Below are 19,661 nucleotides of genomic sequence, written 5' to 3' on the forward strand. Positions count from 1 at the left end.
ACTGACGTGGACGACCCCGGGGCACGCGCCTACAACGCGAGCAGCTCCTTGGTCGTGATGGTGAGTAGCTCGGGTCCGCCGTCCGCCTCGGGGCGGACGACGAGCGTGTCATCGATCCGGACGCCGCCCCGGCCCGGGAGGTGGACCCCCGGTTCGACGGTGACCGGCACGCAAGCGTCCAGTTTACCCATGGCCGCCGGGGCGATCTGCGGGTCCTCGTCGATTTCGAGTCCGACCCCGTGTCCGGTGAGGGCGGGCAGGCCCGTGCCGTACCCGGCGGAGTCCAGTACCTGGCGGGCCGCGCGGTCCACGTCCCGGTAGGCGGCGCCCGGGATCAGCGACTCCCGTCCGGCACGCTGGGCTGCGAAGACCAGGTCGTACAGCTCGATCTGCCAGTCGGCGGGCGAGGTGCCGATGACGAAGGTGCGGCCGATCTCGCAGCGGTAGCCGCGGTAGGCCGCGCCCAGGCAGACGGAGAGGAAGTCGCCCTCCTCAACCCGGCGGTCGGTGGGGCGGTGGCCGCGCCGCCCGGCGTGCGGGCCGGTGGCGACGGAAGTGGCGAAGGCAGGGCCGTCGGCGCCGTGGTCGACGAGCCGGCGTTCCAGCTCCAGGGCGAGATGCCGTTCGGTGCGGCCGACGAGGATCGACTCCAGCAGTTCGCCGAGGGCCTGGTCGGCGATCTCGGCGCCGATCCGCAGACAGGAGATCTCCTCCTCGTCCTTGACCACCCTGAGCTGCTCCACCGCCCCGCCGATGTCGGTGAGCCGGACGCCGGGCGCGACCGAGCCGATCGCGCGGTGCCGGGCGACGGTGAGGTGATGCTCCTCGACGGCGAGGGAGTCGGCGCCCTCGGCGGCGGCGAGACCGGCGGCGGCGACGGCGGGGTCCCCGCCGGGTCCCTCCAGGAGGTGCAGCCGGAGGGCGTCGTCGGGGCGGCCCTCGTCGGACCGCTCGTCCGGGGGGCCGACGCAGACCAGCAGGTCCTCGCGTTTGCCCAGCAGCAGCGCGCAGCCCTGCGGGGCGGCTCCGGCGAGGTAGCGCACATTGGCGGGGCGGGTGACCAGCGCGGTGGCGCTGCCGCTGGCGTTGCTGCGGTCCCTCAGCCGGGCTCGGCGGGTCGCGTACACCTCTGACATGTGTCGAGCGTAGGGGGATTGCCGGGTTTGTGCCGGTTGGGTGCGCCGATGGGGGCGGGGGCGCCGACGCTCGGGGCGGCTACCAGCTCGGGGGGCTGGCTATGGATCTGGCCAGGACCTCGTTGAGGACGTGGGCGGTGCCGGGGATGTCCAGGGTGGAGTTGTCGATGATCGGGAGGCCCGAGCCGTACCAGCCGGCCATCCGGCCGTGGATCCGGGCCACCTCCTCGTCGCTGAGCCGCCGGTTGCCGGAGCGCTCGGCGTTGCGCTCCAGGACGATCTCCAGCCCGGGGAGCAGGACGACCGGCAGCAGCCCGGGGCCGACATGCCGTTTCCAGCCACCGAGGCCGACGACCGGGCGGTCGGGGAAGACGGCGTCGTCGAGGATGCAGGAGATCCCGTTGGCCAGGAAGTTGCGCGCGGCGAAGCCGCAGGTGCGGCGGGCCAGCCGGTACTGGGCCTCGGAGTGGTCGTTCCAGCCGGACTGGGGGTCCGCGAAGCCGGAGCGGACCCATTCGCGGACGTCGTCCAGGCTGATGTGGGCGGTGGGGACCCGGCGGTGGTCCGCCCAGTACTTGGCGACGCTGGTCTTTCCGGCACCCGCGGGACCGATCAGCAGCACGGCGAGTGTGGTCGCGGTGGGGTCGGGCGCGGCGGCCATACCGGGCAACGGCCCCGGCGCCGCGACCGGCCCACCGGGCGGCAGGGCGACATGCCCGGTACTCTCCGGGGCCGGCGGCGCCTGCCGAGGGGCCTGGTGGTGCGGGGCGGGCGGCCTCGGGCCGGGGGGCGGTCCGGTGAATCCGGGCGCGGGGGGAGGGGGCGGGACGGGCGCGGGGCCGGGATGGGGTGGGCCTGGATGGGGCGGAGGGGCCGAGGCTGAGCCGGGAACCCCGGGATGCGGCGGGGGCGCCGAGGCTGACCCAGGAACCCCGGGATGGGGCGGAGGGGCCGAGGCGGAGCCGGGATACGGCGGAGGCATCGGGGCGGAACGCGGGTGCGGCCGGGGAACCGGCGCTGAGCCGGGGTGGGGCGGGGGGACAGAGGCGGAACCCCGATACGGCGGGGGAACCGGCGCGGAGCCGGAGTAGGGCGGAGGAACCGATCCTTCACCGGAACCCGACACCGGACCCGAACCCGGCCCCGAGCCGCCACCCGGATACGACACGGGACCGGTCCCACCGCCCGGATAGGACACCGAACCCGACCCACCCCCCGCATACGACACCGGACCCAACCCGGAACCCGGATACGGCGACGGACCCGACCCGGAACCCTGATAAGGCGACGCACCCGACCCGGAACCCCCCGAATTCACCGGCCCGGAACCGTCGTGCGCCGGAGGAACCGATCCGCTCCCCGCAGGGGACAGCGGGCCCTGCCCCGGCTGGTGGGGCGGCAGCGGTGACCCCACTGCGTGCTGCATCCGGTGCCACTCCGTCTCGTCGTTCTCGGCGCGTGCGCCTGGGGCGGTGTGCGTCGGCCCCGGGGCCCGCACGCAACAGGGCGATGGTGCCGGCGGCCGGACACGGCACCGGTGAGGAACGGACCCGCCGCCACCGAACGGTACCGTCCCCGGCCGTCCTTTGGTGAACAGCCGGGGACGGTACCGGGTACCCGGGCCCATGGAGCGGGAGTTACTCCCCCACCTCGCCGTAGGCGGCGAGCAGTACGGCCGGGTCGGGACCCTCCAGCACCGTTGGCTTGGCGAGGCCGTCCAGCACGATGAAGCGGAGCAGGTCGCCGCGGGACTTCTTGTCGACCTTCATGGTCTCCAGCAGCTTGGGCCACTGGTCGTAGCGGTAGTGCAGGGGCAGTCCGACGGCCTCCAGGATGGCCCGGTGGCGGTCCGCCGTGGCATCGTCCAGCCGCCCGGCGACCCGGCCGAGTTCGGCGGCGAAGTGCATGCCGACGGCCACCGCGGCGCCGTGCCGCCACTGGTAGCGCTCGTTCTTCTCGATGGCGTGCGCGAGGGTATGGCCGTAGTTCAGGATCTCGCGGAGGCCGGACTCCTTCAGATCGGAGGAGACCACCTCGGCCTTGACCTTGATGGACCGTTCGATCAGCTCGGCGGTGTGCGGTCCGGCCGGGGTGCGGGCGCCCTCCGGGTCGGCCTCGATCAGCTGGAGGATCACCGGGTCGGCGATGAACCCGGCCTTGATGATCTCGGCGAGCCCGGAGACGTAGTCGTTGACCGGGAGGGAGTCCAGCGCGGCCAGGTCGCAGAGGACCCCGGCGGGCGGATGGAAGGAGCCCACCAGGTTCTTGCCCTCGGCGGTGTTGATCCCGGTCTTGCCGCCGACCGCCGCGTCGACCATGCCGAGCACGGTGGTCGGTACCGCGATCCAGCGCACCCCGCGGAGCCAGGTCGCGGCGACGAACCCGGCGAGGTCGGTGGTGGCCCCGCCGCCCACGCCGACGATCACATCGGTGCGGGTGAAGCCGGACTGGCCGAGCGCCTTCCAGCAGTAGGCGGCGACCTCGGCGGTCTTGGCCTCCTCGGCGTTCGGCACCTGGATGGCGACGGCCTCGTAGCCCTGGTCGGCGAGGTCGGCGCGGAGCGCGTCCCCGGTCTCGGCGAGCGCCTCGGGGTGCAGGACGGCGACCCGCCGAGCCTTCTCGCCGATCAGCCCGCCCAGTTCCCCGAGCAGCTGACGGCCCACCAGGACCTCGTAGGGCTCGCTGCCCGCCGTACCGCCGACCTGGATCCTGGTCACCGACGCTGTCACGACGTCCTCCTGCCGGGCGTCCGGGGTGTCCCCGGGGTTCGCGGTCTTCAGCTCCAGTACGTCCAGTACGTCCTGGGTGACGTCCTCGGGCGTACGGCCGTCGGTGGCCACCACCGAGCGGGCGACCCCCTCGTACAGATGGCGTCTGGCCTCCATCAGTTCCCGCCACTGCTTGCGCGGGTTGATGGTGAGGAGCGGGCGGGCGGTGTTCAGACCGGTGCGGCGGGCGGCTTCCTCGATGTCCATGGAGAGATAGACGACCGGGAGTCCGGCCAGGTCATGGCGGGTGTCGGGGTCCAGGATGGCGCCGCCCCCGAGCGCCAGGACACCCCGGTGCTCGGCGAGGGCCCGGCGGACCGCGGCCTTCTCCAGCACACGGAAGGCGGCCTCGCCGTCCTCGACGAAGATGTCGGTGATGGTCCGGCCCTCGGCGGCCACGATGTCCGCGTCCGTGTCGCGCAGGGCCACGCCGAGGCGCTCGGCCAGCAGTTCGCCGACGGTGGACTTGCCGACCCCCATCGGGCCGACCAGCACGACCAGCGGGCCGCTCACCGGATGGCCAGCGAGTCGAGGTAGGAGGTCACATTGCGGCGGGTCTCGGGGACGCTGTCGCCGCCGAACTTCTCGGCGACGGCGTCGGCGAGGACCAGCGCGACCATGGCCTCGGCGACGATACCGGCCGCGGGGACGGCGGAGACGTCGGAGCGCTGGTGGTGGGCCTGGGCGGGCTCGCCGGTGGTGACATCGACGGTGCGCAGGGCGCGCGGCACGGTCGCGATCGGCTTCATCGCGGCGCGCACCCGCAGCAGTTCACCGGTGGACAGTCCGCCCTCGGTGCCGCCGGAGCGGCCGGAGACCCGGCGAATGCCCTCGGGTGTGCCGACGATCTCGTCGTGCGCCTGCGAACCCGGCACCCGGGCCAGCTCGAAGCCGTCGCCCAGCTCGACGCCCTTGATCGCCTGGATGCCCATCAGGGCGGCGGCCAGCCGGGCGTCCAGCCGGCGGTCCCAGTGGACGTGCGAGCCGAGGCCGACGGGGACGCCGTAGGCGAGGATCTCGACGACGCCGCCGAGGGTGTCGCCGTCCTTGTGGGCCTGGTCGATCTCGGCGACCATCGCCTTGGACGCGTCGGCGTCCAGACAGCGCACCGGGTCGGCGTCCAGCCGCTCGACATCTGCGGGCGTCGGGTAGACACCGCGCGGCGCCTTCGCCGAGGCCAGTTCGACGACATGGCTGACGATCTCGACGCCGGTCGTCTCCTTGAGGTACGACCGGGCGACCGCGCCCAGCGCCACCCGGGCGGCGGTCTCGCGCGCGGAGGCCCGCTCCAGGATCGGCCGGGCCTCGTCGAAGCCGTACTTCTGCATCCCGGCGAGGTCGGCGTGGCCGGGGCGGGGGCGGGTCAGCGGGGCGTTGCGGGCGAGTCCGGCGAGGATCTCGGGGTCGACGGGGTCGGCCGCCATGATCTGGTCCCACTTGGGCCACTCGGTGTTGCCGACCATGACGGCGACCGGGGAGCCCAGGGTCAGCCCGTGCCGGACACCGCCGAGGAAGGTGACCTCGTCGCGCTCGAACTTCATCCGGGCGCCGCGTCCATAGCCGAGCCGGCGTCGGGCCAGGTGGTCCGCCACCATCTCGGTGGTGATCGGCACGCCGGCGGGCAGACCCTCCAGCGTCGCGACGAGTGCGGGACCGTGGGACTCCCCCGCGGTCAGCCAGCGCAACCTGCTCAACGGTGCTCCTCAGTGTTCGCGCCTGGTACTGCTGCCCTGCGTATGCGCGTCCTCGCGCACGGCGACGGCGACCCGGTGCGCGGCCCGGGACCGCCACCCCGATCCTCCCACGTCCCCCTGACGAAACCGGCCGTAGGTCCATCAGGCGGACGTGAGTACGTCAGAACCGCGCCGGGCGGTGGATCAGGGGGGAAGGGTGGCTAGCGCTCGGCCAGCGCCCGTTCGCCCGCGCGCCGCATCGCCGCCAGCGGAGCGGGGGCGTGGCCCGTCATCCGCTCGACCTGGAGGACCGCCTGGTGCACCAGCAGGTCGAGTCCGCTGACGACCGCCCCGCCGTACGCCGACCAGCGGGCCGCGAGGGCGGTGGGCCAGGGGTCGTAGAGGACGTCGAAGAGGGCGGCCGGGCGTTCGGGGACCGCGGCGGCGAGGGCGTCGGTGGCGCCCGCCGGGGTGGTGGCCACGACCAGGGGCGCGCGCAGGGCGTCGGCGGCCCGGTCCCAGTCCTCGGTACGGAGGTCCACGCCGAGGCGCTCGGCCCACTCGCGCAGTTCGGCCCGGCGGGCGGCGCTGCGGACGTAGACGGTGATCTCGCCGGTGCAGATCCGGGAGAGCGCGGCGAGGGCGGAGGAGGCGGTGGCACCGGCGCCGAGGATGGCGGCGGAGTCGGTCTTGTCGATGCCGTGTTCGCGCAGGGCGGCGAGCATGCCGGGTATGTCGGTGTTGTCGCCGGTGCGGTGGCCGTCGGGGGCGAGGATGACGGTGTTGACCGCGTCGACCGAGGCGGCGGTGTCGGTGATCGAGTCGAGCAGCGGGATGACCGCCCGCTTCAGCGGCATGGTCAGCGACAGCCCGGCCCACTCGGGACCGAGCCCGCCGAGAAAGCCGGGCAGCGCGGCCTCGTCCACCTCGAAGCGGCCGTACGTCCAGCCGTCGAGGCCCAGCGCGGTGTACGCGGCGCGATGGAGCACCGGGGAGAGGGAGTGGGCGATCGGGGAGCCCAGCACGGCGGCCCGGCGACCCGGGGCGCCTTCCCCGGACCGGTCCGGCACGGCGTCCTCCATCAGTTGCCCCGCGACTCGTTGAACTTCTCGACGAGTTCCTCGTGCTCGGCGATCGTCCTGGCGAACTCCGTCTTGCTCATGCCGTCGGTGGCGACGAAGTACATCCAGCCGTCCTCGGTCGGGTTCAGGGCCGCCTTGATCGCGTCCTCCCCCGGGTTGCCGATCGGTCCGGGCGGCAGCCCCCGGTTGGTGTACGTGTTGTACGGGTCGGGGTTGCTGTTGATCTCCGTCTCGGAGATGTCGATCTTGCTCTGGCCCTTGAGGTAGTTGAAGGTCGAGTCGAACTGGAGTTCCTGGTTCGTCTCGGTGTTGTCGGGCTGGAGCCGGTTGTAGATGACCTCGGCCATCTTGCGGAAGTCGTCATGGGTCTTGCCCTCCGCCTGGACCAGGCTGGCGACGGTGACCAGTTCCCAGGCGTTCTCCAGGCCGACGCTCTCCGCCTGCTTCGCCAGACCGAGTTCCTCGTAGTTGTCGGTGGCACGAGCCACCATCTGCTTGAGGACGTCCTCGGGTTCCTGGCCCTTGGCGACCGGATAGCTGGACGGGTAGAGGAAGCCCTCCAGCGGGTCCTTGACGTTCTGGTGGCCGACCGCCCACTCGGGCAGACCGAGGTCCTTCCAGTCGTTCTTGGCGACCTCGGCGGTGGTGCCCTCGTCGACTTCGAGGCGTTTGTCGATCAGGGTGTAGATCTCGGCGTTGCGCTTGCCCTCGGCGATGATCAGGTTGCTGCGGCTCTCGGGGCTGAGCATCAGCTTCAGGGCGCTGTCGGCGGACATCTCCTTCTGGAGGGTGTAGACCCCGTCCTGGATGGCCTTGCCGTCGGGGTTGCTCTGCTGGGCGGCCACGAAGGCGTCGACGCTCTTGACCACGCCGGCCTTCTTCAGCTCCTGCCCGATCACATAGCCACCGGCGCCCGGTGGGATGGTCACCGTGATCTGCTCGCCGTTCCCGGCGCCCGCGAAGTCCGGGGCCGCGCCGAAACGGTCCTGGTAGAACTGGTAGCCGAAGTAGCCCACGCCCGCGAGACCGCCGCCGAAGACCAGCGCCACCACCAGGCAGGCGCAGCCGTTGCGGCTCTTCTTCGGCTTGCCGCCCCGGCCGCGCCGCTCACCGCGCCCGCCCCGGTCCCGGGAATCGCGGGGGGCGTCGTCGTCGGCGTCGTCCGCGTCGTCGGCGAAGAACGCGTGCTCCTCCTGGTCCGGCTCCGGGTCCCAGTCGGTGCGCGGCTCCGGCTCGGCGCTGCGCCGGTGGGGCGGCTCGGGCGGCGGATAGGCGTCCGGTGTGTTGTAGAAGTCGGCCTGCTCACCGCCGGTGTATCCGGTGGCGGCCTGCTGGCCGTAGGGGTCCACGGGGTCGGCGGTGCCGGGGTAGGGCAGCTGCTGACCGCCCCCGTTCCAGCCGCCCTCGTAGGGCTGACCACCCTCGTACTGCTGACCGCCGTCGTACGGCTGATTCCCGTACTGCTGCTGACCGTACTGGTCCTGGTACGTCATCTGCTGCTGCGGCTGCTGGGGCTGCTGCTGCTGAGGCTGGGGCTGCTGCTGGTCGTAGCCGTACTGGCCGGACTCCCAGTCGCCGCCGCCGTACCCCTGCTGCGGCTGTTGCGGCTGCGGGTACTGCTGCTGGCCGCCGTGGGCAGGCTGCTGGGCCGCGTGGGCCTGCTGCTGCCCTGACCATCCGCCGTCCCCGTACAACGGGTCCTCGGGATGCCACGGTTCGGAGCCTGGGCCCCGGCCATACTCAGTCATCGATCCCCTAGAGCCGCGAGGAAGTGGGGCGCGGGCCCCAAGGCCCCGGTTCCCGTTCCGCCTCTTCTTGTGCGGAGGCTAGTTCGAATGCCACCGCCCGCGCGGAACGTTACCGTATCGCGATCAGATGACCACTTCGACGCCCTCGCCGGGAGCTTTACCTGACACCCGTTCGGATTCCAGTGCCTGCTGGAGGATGATCACAGCGGCGACCTGGTCGATCACCGAGCGTCCCTTCTTCGCCTTCACCCCCGAGGCGCGCAGTCCCTGGCCCGCCGTGACCGTGGTCATCCGCTCGTCCACCAGCCGGACCGGCACCGGGGCGATGCCCCGGGCCAGCTCCACCGCGAAGCCGCGGACCTTGACGGCGGCCGGGCCCTCGCCCCCCTTGAGGGAGCGCGGGAGCCCGACCACCACCTCGATCGGCTCGTACTCCTCGACCAGCTGCCGCAGTCTGCGGTGCGCCGCCGGGACATCCCGGCCGGGCACGGTCTCGACCGGGGTGGCGAGGATCCCGTCGGGATCGCAGGAGGCGACCCCGATCCGGGCGTCCCCCACGTCCACGGCGAGCCTGCGTCCCCTGCGCATTACTTCGCGGTCTCCGCGATCAGCCGCTCCACGGCGTCGGCGGCCTCGCCGATGGCGGCCGGGTTCTGGCCGCCGCCCTGGGCGACATCCGGCTTGCCGCCGCCACCGCCGCCGAGCGTCTTGGCGGCCGTACGGACCAGGTCACCGGCCTTGAGGCCGCGCTCGCGGGCGGCCTCGTTGGTGGCGATGACGGTCAGCGGCTTGCCGTTCGCCGTGGTGAACAGGGCGACCACGGCGGCCCGACCGCCCTGGATCCGGCCGCGGACATCGAGGACCAGCTTGCGCAGATCGTCGGCGCCGGTGCCGTCCGGCACCTGGCCGGTGACGACCGCCACACCATGGACGTCCCGGGCGGACCCGGCGAGTCCGGCGGCGGCCTGGAGCACCTTCTCGGCGCGGAACTTCTCGATCTCCTTCTCGGCGTCCTTGAGCCGGCCGAGCATCGAGGAGACCTTCTCGGGCAGCTCCTCGGGACGGCCCTTGAGCAGCTCGGTCAGCTGGTTGACCACCGTGTGCTCCCGGGCGAGGAAGCTGTAGGCGTCCACCCCGACCAGGGCCTCGATCCGGCGGACACCGGAGCCGATGGAGGACTCGCCGAGCAGCTTGACCAGGCCGAGCTGGGCGGTGTTGTGGACATGGGTGCCGCCGCACAGCTCCTTGGAGAAGTCGCCGATGGTGACCACGCGCACCCGGTCGCCGTACTTCTCGCCGAACTCGGCGATGGCGCCCTGCTTCTTGGCCTCCTCGATGCCCATGACCTCGGCGTGCACATCGAGATCGCGGGAGAGCACCTCGTTGATCTTCTGCTCGACATCGGTCATCACGGCCGTGGGGACGGCGGCGGGCGAGCCGAAGTCGAAGCGGAAGCGGCCGGGCTGGTTCTCGGAACCGGCCTGGGCGGCGGTCGGCCCGAGGGCGTCCCGCAGGGCCTGGTGGGTGAGGTGGGTGGCGGAGTGGGCGCGGGCGATGGCGGTCCGGCGGCGGACGTCGATGACGGCCTCGGCCTTGGCGCCGACGGTGACCTCGCCCACCTGGACGACACCCTTGTGGACGTACACCCCCGGGACCGGCTTCTGGCAGTCGCGGATCTCGACCACGGCACCGGTGTCGACCCTGATCCGGCCGGTGTCGCCGATCTGGCCGCCGCCCTCGGCGTAGAACGGGGTGCGGTCGAGGACGATCTCGACCTCGTCGCCCTCGGTGGCGGCGGGCGAGGAGACCCCGTCGACCAGGATGCCGACGACCGTGGACTCGCCGATGGTGTCGGTGTAGCCGATGAACTCGGTGGCCCCGGCGGCGTCGGCGATCTCCCGGTAGGCGCCGAGGTCGGCGTGGCCGGTCTTCTTGGCGCGGGCGTCGGCCTTGGCGCGCTCGCGCTGCTCCTTCATCAGCCGCCGGAAGCCTTCCTCGTCCACCGAGAGGCCCTGCTCGGCGGCCATCTCCAGGGTGAGGTCGATCGGGAAGCCCCAGGTGTCGTGGAGCAGGAACGCCTTGTCCCCGGCGAGGACGGTGCCCCCGGCGGCCTTGGTGTCGGTGACGGCGGTGTCCAGGATGTTGGTGCCGGCCTTGAGGGTCTTGAGGAAGGCGTTCTCCTCGGCGACGGCGACCTTCTCGATCCGCTCGCGGTCGGTGACCAGCTCCGGGTACTGCTGCCCCATCATCGCGATGACCGTGTCGATCAGGTCCTGGACGACCGGGCCGGTGGCGCCGAGCAGGCGCATGTTGCGGATGGCCCGGCGCATGATCCGGCGCAGTACATAGCCGCGCCCCTCGTTGCCCGGGGTGACTCCGTCGCCGATGAGCATCACGGAGGTGCGCATGTGGTCGGTGACCACGCGCAGGGAGACGTCCGAGTCATGGGCGGCGCCGTAGGCGACACCGGTCAGCTCGGTGGCCTTGTCGATGACGGCCATGGAGGTGTCGATCTCGTACATGTTCTGCACGCCCTGCAGAATCATGGCGAGGCGTTCCAGGCCGAGGCCGGTGTCGATGTTCTTGCTGGGCAGCTCGCCGAGGATCTCGAAGTCCTCCTTGGAGGTGCCCTCGCCGCGCTCGTACTGCATGAAGACCAGGTTCCAGATCTCCACGTACCGCTCGTCGTTGACGGCGGGGCCGCCCTCGGCGCCGAACTCGGGGCCGCGGTCGTAGTTGATCTCGGAGCACGGGCCGCAGGGGCCGGGGACGCCCATGGACCAGTAGTTGTCCTTCTTGCCCAGGCGCTGGATGCGCTCGGCGGGCACGCCGACGACATCGCGCCAGATGCGCTCGGCCTCGTCGTCCTCCAGATAGACGGTGATCCACAGGCGCTCGGGGTCGAGGCCGTAACCGCCCTTGTCCTGGGGGCTGGTGAGCATCTCCCAGGCGTAGGTGATGGCGCCTTCCTTGAAGTAGTCGCCGAAGGAGAAGTTGCCGCACATCTGGAAGAACGTGCCGTGCCGGGTGGTCTTGCCGACCTCTTCGATGTCCGGGGTGCGGACGCACTTCTGGACGCTGGTGGCGCGGGCGTAGGGGGCCTTGACCTCGCCCAGGAAGTAGGGCTTGAACGGCACCATGCCGGCCGGGACGAGGAGCAGAGTCGGATCGTCCGCGATGAGCGACGCCGAAGGGACGACGGTGTGACCGCGCTCCTCGAAGAAGCTCAGCCAGCGACGACGGATCTCAGCCGACTCCATCAGTGGTCCTCATTCCGATTCCGGTGGTACGAGTGCATCGGGGGTTCGATGTACTTCGGGGTGTCCTTGTGGTGGTGCTCGGTGTTCTCGATGGCGGTGTACCGGCGCGGGGCGGGGAGCGCGGGGTCCGCGTCGATGCCCAGGGCGTCGGTCAGTTCGGCCTCCCGCTGGGCCATGTTGTCGCGGACGTCCAGCGCGAAGCCGACGGCCCGGTCCCGCATCCGCTGCCCGGTCTCCAGCGCCTTGTTGGCGGCGGTGGCGGCGAGGCTCTCGGGGGTCAGCTGCCGCAGCTTGCGATTGACCTTGGTGGTGGCCCAGACCCCGGCGGCGACGCCGGTGGTGAACCAGAACGTACGGCGGAACATCGCTCGGTCTCAGTCCTTACTTCCGCTTGCGGCGCGCGCCGGGGAGCGTGCGCCCCACGATCACGGCTCGCCGGGGGGCCTTGGCGGGCGGCTCGGCGGGCGCGTCGGCCCGGCGGCCACCGAGCGCGCGGCGGACGCCGTAGCCGAAGGCGGCCACCTTCACCAGCGGGCCGCCGAAGGTGGAGGCGACGGTGGAGGAGAGCGCCGACGCGTTCGACGTGACCTCCTGGACGTCCGAGGCGATGGCATCGACCCGCTGGAGCTGCGTCTGTGCGGAGCGCACCGCCGCGGCGGCGTCGGCGAGCAGCGGGACGGCCTGGTCGGTCACGTCCGCGACGAGCTTGGTGGTCGCCCTGAGCGTCTGGGCCAGCCTCGCCAGTGCCACCGCGAGGAAGGAGACCAGGATCGCCCAGAACACGGCCACCAGGATCCCGGCCACCTCTCCACCGGACACCGCGCACCCGCTCCCTGAAACGTTCCTGAACATCGAGAAAATCGAGAAAGTAGTGCACCGAGCCTATCGCGCCAGGGGTGCGGCTCCGTACCCGATTACGGTCCGGCGCGCAGCGGAACGCACGTGATCGCGGGAAGCGATTGTACGCAGTGATTACGTTTCAGTACGCTCCGTGTCTTATGCGACCAGATCAGCCCACCGGTGACCGAGTGAACAGTGTGGCCCGCGGGCCCGGCAATCTCCCCCTGGAACTCGACGCGTTCGTGGGCCGCTCGGCCGAACTGGCCGCGCTGGCGCGGGCGCTCGCGGACACCCGGCTGGTCACGGTGACCGGTCCCGGCGGTGTCGGCAAGTCCCGGCTGGCGGCCCGCGCGGCGGGGCGGGCCGCGCCCCGGGACGGGGTGTGGCTGGTGGAGCTGGCCGCCGTGCGCGACCCGGACTTCGTGGAGTACGCGGTGGTGGAGGCGCTGGGGCTGACCGACCACACCACCCGGCCCCCGCGCGAGACCCTGCTCACCCGGCTCGCCGACCGTGAACTCCTGCTGGTGCTGGACGGGTTCGAGCATCTGGTGGAGGCGTGCGCGGTCCTGGTGGGCACGCTGCTGCGGCGGCTGCCGGGGCTGCGGGTGCTGGCGGTGGGCCGCCGGCCGCTGGGCGTCGCGGGCGAGCGGCACGTCCCGCTGGCGCCGCTGGCCGAGAACGAGGCGCTGGCGCTGCTGCGGGTGCGGGCGGCGCGGCAGGGCGCGGTGCCGGACGACGACGAGGCGCTGCGGGAGCTGTGCCGGCGGCTGGAGGGGATCCCGCTGGCGGTCGAGCTGGCGGCGGGGCGGCTGGGGACGCTGGCACCGGACCGGCTGCTGGAGCGGCTGGACGACCGGTTCCGGCTGCTGACCGGGGGCGGGCCGGACGCGCTGCCCCGGCATCGGACGCTGCGCACGGCGATCGGCTGGAGCCATGAGCTGTGCGCGCCCGGCGAGCGGCTGCTGTGGTCACGGCTGGCGGTGTTCGCGGGGCCGTTCGACCTGGAGGCGGTCGAGTATGTGTGCAGCGGCGACGGGCTGCACGCCGACGACGTCCTGGACACCCTGTCCCGGTTGCTGGCGCAGTCCGTGGTGAGCCGGGAGGAGACCCCGGCGGGCACCCGCTACCGGATGCTCGACACGGTCCGGGCGTACGGGGCCCAGTGGCTGGAGGCGGCGGGCGACGCGCCCCGGCTGCGCCGCCGCCACCGCGACTGGTACCTGGGCCTGGCGACCTGGTGCGAGCTGGACTGGTTCTCGCCCCGGCAGGCCGAGGTGGCGGCCCGGGTGGACGTGGAGCTGCCGAATCTGCGCCGGGCGCTGGAGTACTGCCTGGCCGAGCCGGACGACGCGCAGCTGGCGCTGTGTCTGTCCGGGTCCCTGTGGTTCTACTGGGTGGGCTGCGGGCGGCTGTCGGAGGGGCGGCGCTGGCTGGAGCGGAGTGTGGAGCTGCCGGTGGAGGACGCGGGGCACGAGCAGTCCCGGCTGAAGGCGCTGTGGGTGCTGGGCCATGTGGCGGTCCTCCAGGGCGACCGGGTGCCCGCGCTGGCCGCGCTCCAGGAGTGCCGGGAGGAGGCCGAGCGGCTGGCCGGCGCCACGGCGATGGCGTACGCCGAGCACCGCTCGGGCTGTCTGGCGCTGGTCTGCGACGACCTGCCCCGTGCAGAAACGCTGCTGCGGGGTGCCCTGGAGCGCTATCAGGAGATCGGCGAGCTGAACAGCAATGTGCTGATGGGCCAGGTAGAGCTGGCGATGACCCGCGCCTTCCAGGGCGATCTGGCGGAGGCGGTCCGGCTGTGCGAGGACGTGCGCCGGGTCTGCGAGGACCACGGGGAGCGCTGGACCCGGACCTACGCGCTGTACGTCCTCGGGTACGCGGCCTGGGGCGAGGGTGATCTCGCCGGGGCGCGCACCCTGCTGGCCGACGCCCTCGCCACCGCGCACGCCTTCCACGATCTGCTGGGCTCGGTGCTGGCGGTGGAGCTGCTGGCGCTGGTCACGGCCGCCGAGGGCGATCCGGCTGAGGCGGCGGTGCTCCAGGGGGCGGCGGCCGGGATGTGGCCGGCGGTGGGGCTGCCGCTGTTCGGTTCGGCCCACTACAACCGGCCGCACGAACGGTGCGAGGCGATGTCCCGGGCCCGGCTCGGCGACGAGCGCTACGAGGAGTGCGTACGGGTCGGGGCGCGGCTGGACCGGGGGACGGCGGTGGCCCGCGCGCTCCAGCGGTGCCCGGCGCGCTCGCCGGAGCTGCCGGGTGCGCCGCGCGGGACCGTACGGCACGCGGCGCGGGCGGAGCCGGGGCCGGGTACGCACAAGCCCGCCGCCTCGCCCACCCGGAAGGGCGGGGAGACGGCGGGCTGACGCGCGGGGGCGGTGCTACGTCCGGGTCAGCGGGCGTAGTACTCGACGACGAGCTGCTCGTCGCAGATCACCGGGATCTCCTTGCGGTTCGGGTCACGGTCCAGGCGGAAGGCCAGGGCCTTGAGGTTCACCTGGAGGTAGCGCGGGGTCTCGCCGTCGGGGGCGAAGCCACCCTCGCGGGAGATCTGGAACAGCGTCTTGTCCTTGCTGCGGTCGCGGACCTGCACCACGTCGTCCGGGCGCACGACGAAGGAGGGCTTGTCGACCTTCTTGCCGTTGACCTGGATGTGGCCGTGGACGACCATCTGGCGGGCCTGGTAGATCGTGCGGGCGATGCCCGAGCGCAGGACCAGCGCGTCGAGGCGCTTCTCCAGCTCCACGATCAGGGCCTCACCGGTCTTGCCCTGGACCTTGGAGGCACGGTCGTAGGCGCGGACCAGCTGACGCTCGGAGATGTCGTACTGCGCGCGCAGCCGCTGCTTCTCCAGCAGACGGACCTTGTAGTCCGAGTTCTGCTTGCGGCCACGGCCGTGCTCACCCGGGGGGTAGGGACGGGCCTCGAAGTACTTGACGGCCTTCGGGGTCAGCGCGATGCCGAGGGCACGCGACTTCTTGACCTTGGGGCGGGACTGGTTCGCCACTGCTTCTCATTTCCTTGGTTCGGCTTGTCAGGACGGGCGGGAGGTCGCATCCGCAGCCGGGGAAACCCGCCGGTCCGCTACCGGGCCGGTGGGCAGCCGCTCCCCTGATCTGGGCACAAACGTGCAGCACGCGAGTGGCCCACCGACCGGTTCCGCCGTACGAAGAGGTACGGCGAGGGGTGGTGGGCTGCCCGCGACACCTATCGACGGTGCGCGACGCTCCTGGAACCCGCTGGGGGTTCCGGCTGGATGTCCCGCTCTGACAGTGCGGGACGCAGCACTCGGGGGATTCTACAGGCTGCTCAGGAGGGCTTGCGACCGAGGTGCTTGCGGGTCCACTCCACCGCGTCGGCGTAGCGGGCCTCGGCGCCGTGCCGGGTGGGGGTGTAGTACTCCCGGTCCTTGAGGGCGTCCGGCGCGTACTGCTGCTCGGCGATGCCCTCGGGCAGATCGTGCGGGTACCGGTAGCCCTGGGCGTGGCCCAGCTTGGCGGCGCCCTTGTAGTGCCCGTCGCGCAGATGCGGGGGGACGGACCCGGCCAGGCCCTTGCGGACATCCTCCAGGGCGGCGCCGATGGCGGTGGTCGCGGCGTTGGACTTGGGGGCCAGGGCGAGGGCGATGGTGGTGTGGCTGAGGGTGAGGGCGGCCTCGGGGAAGCCGATCATGGCGACGGCCTGGGCGGCGGCGACGGCCAGCGGCAGGGCGCCCGGATCGGCGAGCCCGATGTCCTCGCTGGCCGAGATCATCAGCCGCCGGGCGATGAACCGGGGGTCCTCGCCCGCCTCGATCATCCGGGCCAGATAGTGCAGCGCGGCGTCGACGTCGGAGCCGCGGATGGACTTGATCAGGGCGCTGGCCACGTCGTAGTGCTGGTCGCCGTCGCGGTCGTACTTCACGGCCGCGCGGTCGACGGTCTCCTCCAGGGTGGTGAGGGCGATCTCCGTCCCGCCCTTGTCGAGGGCGGCGCCGGCGGCGGCCTCCAGCGCGGTCAGCGCCCGGCGGGCGTCACCGCCGGCGATCCGCAGCAGATGCGCCTCGGTGTCCTCGGGGAGGGACACGGCGGCCTTCAGGCCGCGCTCGTCGGTGAGCGCCCGGCGCAGCAGTCCGCGCAGGTCGTCGTCGGTGAGGGGTTCGAGGGTGAGCAGGAGGGAGCGGGAGAGCAGCGGGGAGATCACCGAGAAGTAGGGGTTCTCGGTGGTGGCGGCGATCAGGGTGACCCAGCGGTTCTCCACGGCGGGCAGCAGGGAGTCCTGCTGGGCCTTGCTGAAGCGGTGGATCTCGTCCAGGAAGAGCACGGTCTCCTTGCCGTAGCCGCCGGTGGCTCGGCGGGCCCCGTCGATGACCGCGCGAACCTCCTTGACCCCGGCGGTGATCGCGGACAGCTCCACGAACCGCTTGTCGGTGGCCTTGGAGACGACATACGCCAGGGTGGTCTTGCCGGTGCCGGGCGGGCCCCAGAGGATCACCGAGGACGGCCCGGCCGGGCCCCCGGCGCCCTCCCCCACCAGCCGACGCAGCGGCGATCCGGGCTTGAGCAGATGCTGCTGGCCCACGACCTCGTCGAGCGTGCGCGGGCGCATCCGGACGGCCAGGGGGCTGGCGGCCGGGTCCTTCTCCTGGCGTTCCTCGGCGGCGGCGGTGAACAGATCGGGTTCCACGCTGAAACCCTAAGTCACGGCACTGACAATGCGGGGGCGTCCCCCCGGACCGGGCTCACCGGGCTCATCGGGCTGACCGGGGGCTCGCGGAGGGGGGCTAACGGGGGAGCTCACTTGGGGCTCACGCCCAGAGGTCGGCGCCCCAGCGGGTGAGGATCAGCATGACGATGACGCCGATGTGGGTGGCCGGCAGGACCCAGGTGAACTCGCCGAGGAAGCGCTTGACGGGCGCCGGGGCCGGGAGGAAGCCGTTGCGGACATTGGCGGAGGTGACGTACCAGAACATGATGATCGTCGCGGCCCAGGCCAGGGAGCACCACAGGCACAGGGCGTTGATCCGGTACAGCGACTGGAACTGGAGCCAGGTGCAGAAGACGACCCCGAAGAGGGTGCCCGCGTTGAAGGTGAGCCAGTACCAGCGCGGGAAGGTGGCCCGGGTCAGCAGGGTGACGCCGACGCAGATCACGATGCCGTAGGCGACGAGTCCGAGCATCGGGTTGGGGAAGCCGAAGACGGACGCCTGGTCGCTCTCCATGATGGAGCCGCAGGAGACGACCGGGTTGACGCTGCACCCGGGGACATAGGTCTCGCCGGCGACCTTGGCTTCGAGGATCTTGAACTTGTCGAGCGTGATGACCCACGCGGCCAGCAGCCCGGCGGCGCCCGTGATCATCAGCATGAGCGCGAAGGCCCGGCTGCCGCCGACCGCGCGCGCCCCGGCCTGGGCGGGGGCCGTCGGCTCGGGCTCGGGGTCGGTGGAGACGTCCCTGACTGTCGTCTTGCTCATCACGCCGATTCCGTCACTGGGGGGAGGGTCCTGCTTCGGGCACGGCCATTGTGCCGCACCCCTCCCCGTCCGCACCGTTGTGCCGGGGTAAGAAAGGCCGTCGGCCCCAGGTGGGAGGCGGGTTCCGGACAGGTATTCGGGCCGTACGGCCCTGGCGCCGGGGCTGACGGGTCCGCCAGGTGGGGACGCCCGTCGCCGGGCACACGCACGCGGGCGTCCGGTGGCTGCGGTGCCATGCTCACCGTGGACGGTGAGGGTCCCCCACGCGCGCGGGCGTCCGGCAGCGGCGTCCCGCGGTTCCGTGCTGACTTTTGCGGGTCCCCCACGCGCGCGGGCGCCCGCCCCCGACCACCGATCACGGTCGGGGCGACCAGCGGGTCCTCCGCGCGCGCGTGCGCCCGGTACCGCTGTGGGGTACCGGGCGCACGCGGGGGGGTGTCAGCCGAGGCGGGACTCCAGTTCCGCCACGATCTCGCCCACGCCGATCGCCGTCTGCTCGCCGGACTCCATGTCCTTGAGCTGGACGATGCCCTCGGCGAGGTCGCGCTCACCGGCCACGATCGTGTAGCGGGCGCCACTGCGGTTGGCGTTCTTCATGGCGCCCTTCAGGCCCCGGGCGCCGAACGAGAAGTCGGCCGCGATGCCCACCTTGCGCAACTCGGTGACCTTGGCGAACAGCACCCGGCGGGCCTCCTCGCCGAGCGGGACGGCGTAGACGCTGGTCGGGGCGGGGAGGTCGAGGGAGACGCCCTCCGCGTCCAGGGCGAGGACCGTGCGGTCGACGCCCAGGGCCCAGCCGACGGAGGGCAGGGCGGGGCCGCCGATCATCTCCGAGAGGCCGTCGTAGCGTCCGCCGCCGCCGACCGCGGACTGGGCGCCGAGCCCGTCGTGGACGAACTCGAAGGTGGTGCGGGTGTAGTAGTCCAGGCCGCGCACCAGCCGGGGATCGTCCTCGAAGGCGACGCCCGCCGCAGTGATCAGCTCACGGACCTCCTCGTGGTACGCCTTGCAGGCGTCGCAGAGGTAGTCGCGCAGCAGCGGGGCGCCGGTGAGTTGCTTCTGCACCTCCGCGCGCTTGTCGTCCAGGACGCGCAGCGGGTTGATGTCCGCCCGGCGCAGGGTGTCCTCGTCCAGGTCGAGGCCGCGCAGGAAGTCCTGGAGGGCGGCCCGGTAGACCGGGCGGCACTCCTTGTCGCCGAGGCTGTTGAGCAGGATGCGGAAGTTCCTGAGGCCCAGGGAGCGGTACGCCTGGTCGGCCAGGATGAGCAGCTCGGCGTCCAGGGCCGGGTCCTCGGCGCCGATCGCCTCGGCGCCGACCTGCGAGAAGTGCCGGTAGCGGCCCGCCTGGGGCTGCTCGTAGCGGTAGTAGGAGCCCGAGTACCAGAGCTTGACGGGGAGGTTGCCTGCGCGGTGCAGATTGGCCTCCAGCGCGGCGCGCAGCACGGAGGCGGTGCCCTCGGGGCGCAGGGCGAGGCTGTCGCCGCCCTTGGTCTCGAAGGCGTACATCTCCTTGGTCACGATGTCGGTGGACTCGCCGACGCCGCGTGCGAACAGCTCGACGTTCTCGAAGCCGGGGGTCTCGATGTAGCCGTAGCCCGCGTCGCGCAGCGGGGCGGCGATGGCCTCGCGCACGGCGAGGTAGGCCGCCGAGCGGGGCGGGATCAGGTCGTAGGTGCCCTTGGGGGCCTGGAAGGTGCTCACGGAAGGT

15 protein-coding genes are annotated in these 19,661 nt (G+C 72.3%); 1 reads left to right on the top strand and 14 read right to left on the bottom strand.

Annotated features, from left to right (window positions below; genetic code table 11):
* Window positions 1-29: 29 nt before the first annotated feature.
* From ABZX40_RS00500 to ABZX40_RS00545, 10 genes are all read right to left on the bottom strand, one after another.
* Entirely contained in the window at window positions 30-1,136 is a 1,107-nt protein-coding gene (locus ABZX40_RS00500) for an aminopeptidase P family protein (RefSeq protein WP_355733122.1), read from the bottom strand.
* 79 nt (window positions 1,137-1,215) lie between these two features.
* The gene (locus ABZX40_RS00505; RefSeq protein ID WP_355733119.1) at window positions 1,216-2,118 is read right to left on the bottom strand and encodes an AAA family ATPase; all 903 of its coding nucleotides are present in this window, start codon (window positions 2,116-2,118) and stop codon (window positions 1,216-1,218) included.
* Window positions 2,119-2,773: 655 nt separating this feature from the next.
* Window positions 2,774-4,417, bottom strand: coding sequence for a 3-dehydroquinate synthase (gene aroB / locus ABZX40_RS00510; RefSeq protein WP_355733116.1), 1,644 nt, complete (start codon window positions 4,415-4,417; stop codon window positions 2,774-2,776).
* Window positions 4,414-5,598 (bottom strand): chorismate synthase, encoded by a 1,185-nt coding sequence (aroC, locus tag ABZX40_RS00515; protein ID WP_355733113.1) that lies wholly within the window; start codon window positions 5,596-5,598, stop codon window positions 4,414-4,416. Before aroC ends, aroB begins: the two co-directional genes overlap by 4 nt.
* Window positions 5,599-5,798: 200 nt before the next feature.
* On the bottom strand, window positions 5,799-6,647 hold the full coding sequence (locus ABZX40_RS00520; RefSeq protein WP_355733111.1) for a shikimate dehydrogenase: 849 nt from the start codon (window positions 6,645-6,647) through the stop codon (window positions 5,799-5,801).
* An 11-nt stretch (window positions 6,648-6,658) separates the two neighbouring features.
* The gene (gene mltG / locus ABZX40_RS00525; protein ID WP_355733109.1) at window positions 6,659-8,407 is read right to left on the bottom strand and encodes an endolytic transglycosylase MltG; all 1,749 of its coding nucleotides are present in this window, start codon (window positions 8,405-8,407) and stop codon (window positions 6,659-6,661) included.
* A gap of 123 nt (window positions 8,408-8,530) precedes the next feature.
* Window positions 8,531-8,995, bottom strand: coding sequence for a Holliday junction resolvase RuvX (gene ruvX, locus ABZX40_RS00530; protein ID WP_355733107.1), 465 nt, complete (start codon window positions 8,993-8,995; stop codon window positions 8,531-8,533).
* A complete protein-coding gene (gene alaS, locus ABZX40_RS00535) occupies window positions 8,995-11,667 on the bottom strand; it encodes an alanine--tRNA ligase (RefSeq protein WP_355733104.1) in 2,673 nt (890 codons plus the stop codon). The genes ruvX and alaS overlap by 1 nt, the downstream gene beginning before the upstream one ends.
* Window positions 11,667-12,032 carry a hypothetical protein gene (locus ABZX40_RS00540; protein ID WP_355733102.1) on the bottom strand — a complete coding sequence of 122 codons (366 nt, stop codon included), beginning with the start codon at window positions 12,030-12,032 and terminating at the stop codon, window positions 11,667-11,669. The genes alaS and ABZX40_RS00540 overlap by 1 nt, the downstream gene beginning before the upstream one ends.
* A 16-nt stretch (window positions 12,033-12,048) precedes the next feature.
* A complete protein-coding gene (locus ABZX40_RS00545) occupies window positions 12,049-12,486 on the bottom strand; it encodes a DUF948 domain-containing protein (RefSeq protein WP_355733099.1) in 438 nt (145 codons plus the stop codon).
* Between the two features lie 179 nt (window positions 12,487-12,665).
* Between ABZX40_RS00545 and ABZX40_RS00550 the strand changes: the two genes are divergently transcribed.
* Window positions 12,666-14,867 (top strand): AAA family ATPase, encoded by a 2,202-nt coding sequence (locus ABZX40_RS00550; protein ID WP_355733096.1) that lies wholly within the window; start codon window positions 12,666-12,668, stop codon window positions 14,865-14,867.
* 26 nt (window positions 14,868-14,893) lie between these two features.
* Here ABZX40_RS00550 and rpsD read toward each other — a convergent pair whose 3' ends face one another.
* The 4 genes from rpsD to hisS all read right to left on the bottom strand — a co-directional run bounded on the left by rpsD (window position 14,894) and on the right by hisS (window position 19,654).
* Window positions 14,894-15,508 (bottom strand): 30S ribosomal protein S4, encoded by a 615-nt coding sequence (gene rpsD / locus ABZX40_RS00555; protein ID WP_355733093.1) that lies wholly within the window; start codon window positions 15,506-15,508, stop codon window positions 14,894-14,896.
* Between the two features lie 302 nt (window positions 15,509-15,810).
* Window positions 15,811-17,166, bottom strand: coding sequence for a replication-associated recombination protein A (locus ABZX40_RS00560; protein WP_355733090.1), 1,356 nt, complete (start codon window positions 17,164-17,166; stop codon window positions 15,811-15,813).
* Window positions 17,167-17,287: 121 nt separating this feature from the next.
* Window positions 17,288-17,953, bottom strand: a complete 666-nt coding sequence (locus ABZX40_RS00565; protein ID WP_355733087.1) for a vitamin K epoxide reductase family protein — start codon at window positions 17,951-17,953, stop codon at window positions 17,288-17,290.
* Window positions 17,954-18,391: 438 nt separating this feature from the next.
* Window positions 18,392-19,654 carry a histidine--tRNA ligase gene (gene hisS / locus ABZX40_RS00570; protein ID WP_355733084.1) on the bottom strand — a complete coding sequence of 421 codons (1,263 nt, stop codon included), beginning with the start codon at window positions 19,652-19,654 and terminating at the stop codon, window positions 18,392-18,394.
* Window positions 19,655-19,661: the final 7 nt, after the last annotated feature.

Source organism: Streptomyces sp. NPDC004610, assembly GCF_040609715.1.
In the GTDB taxonomy this organism is placed as follows: domain Bacteria; phylum Actinomycetota; class Actinomycetes; order Streptomycetales; family Streptomycetaceae; genus Streptomyces.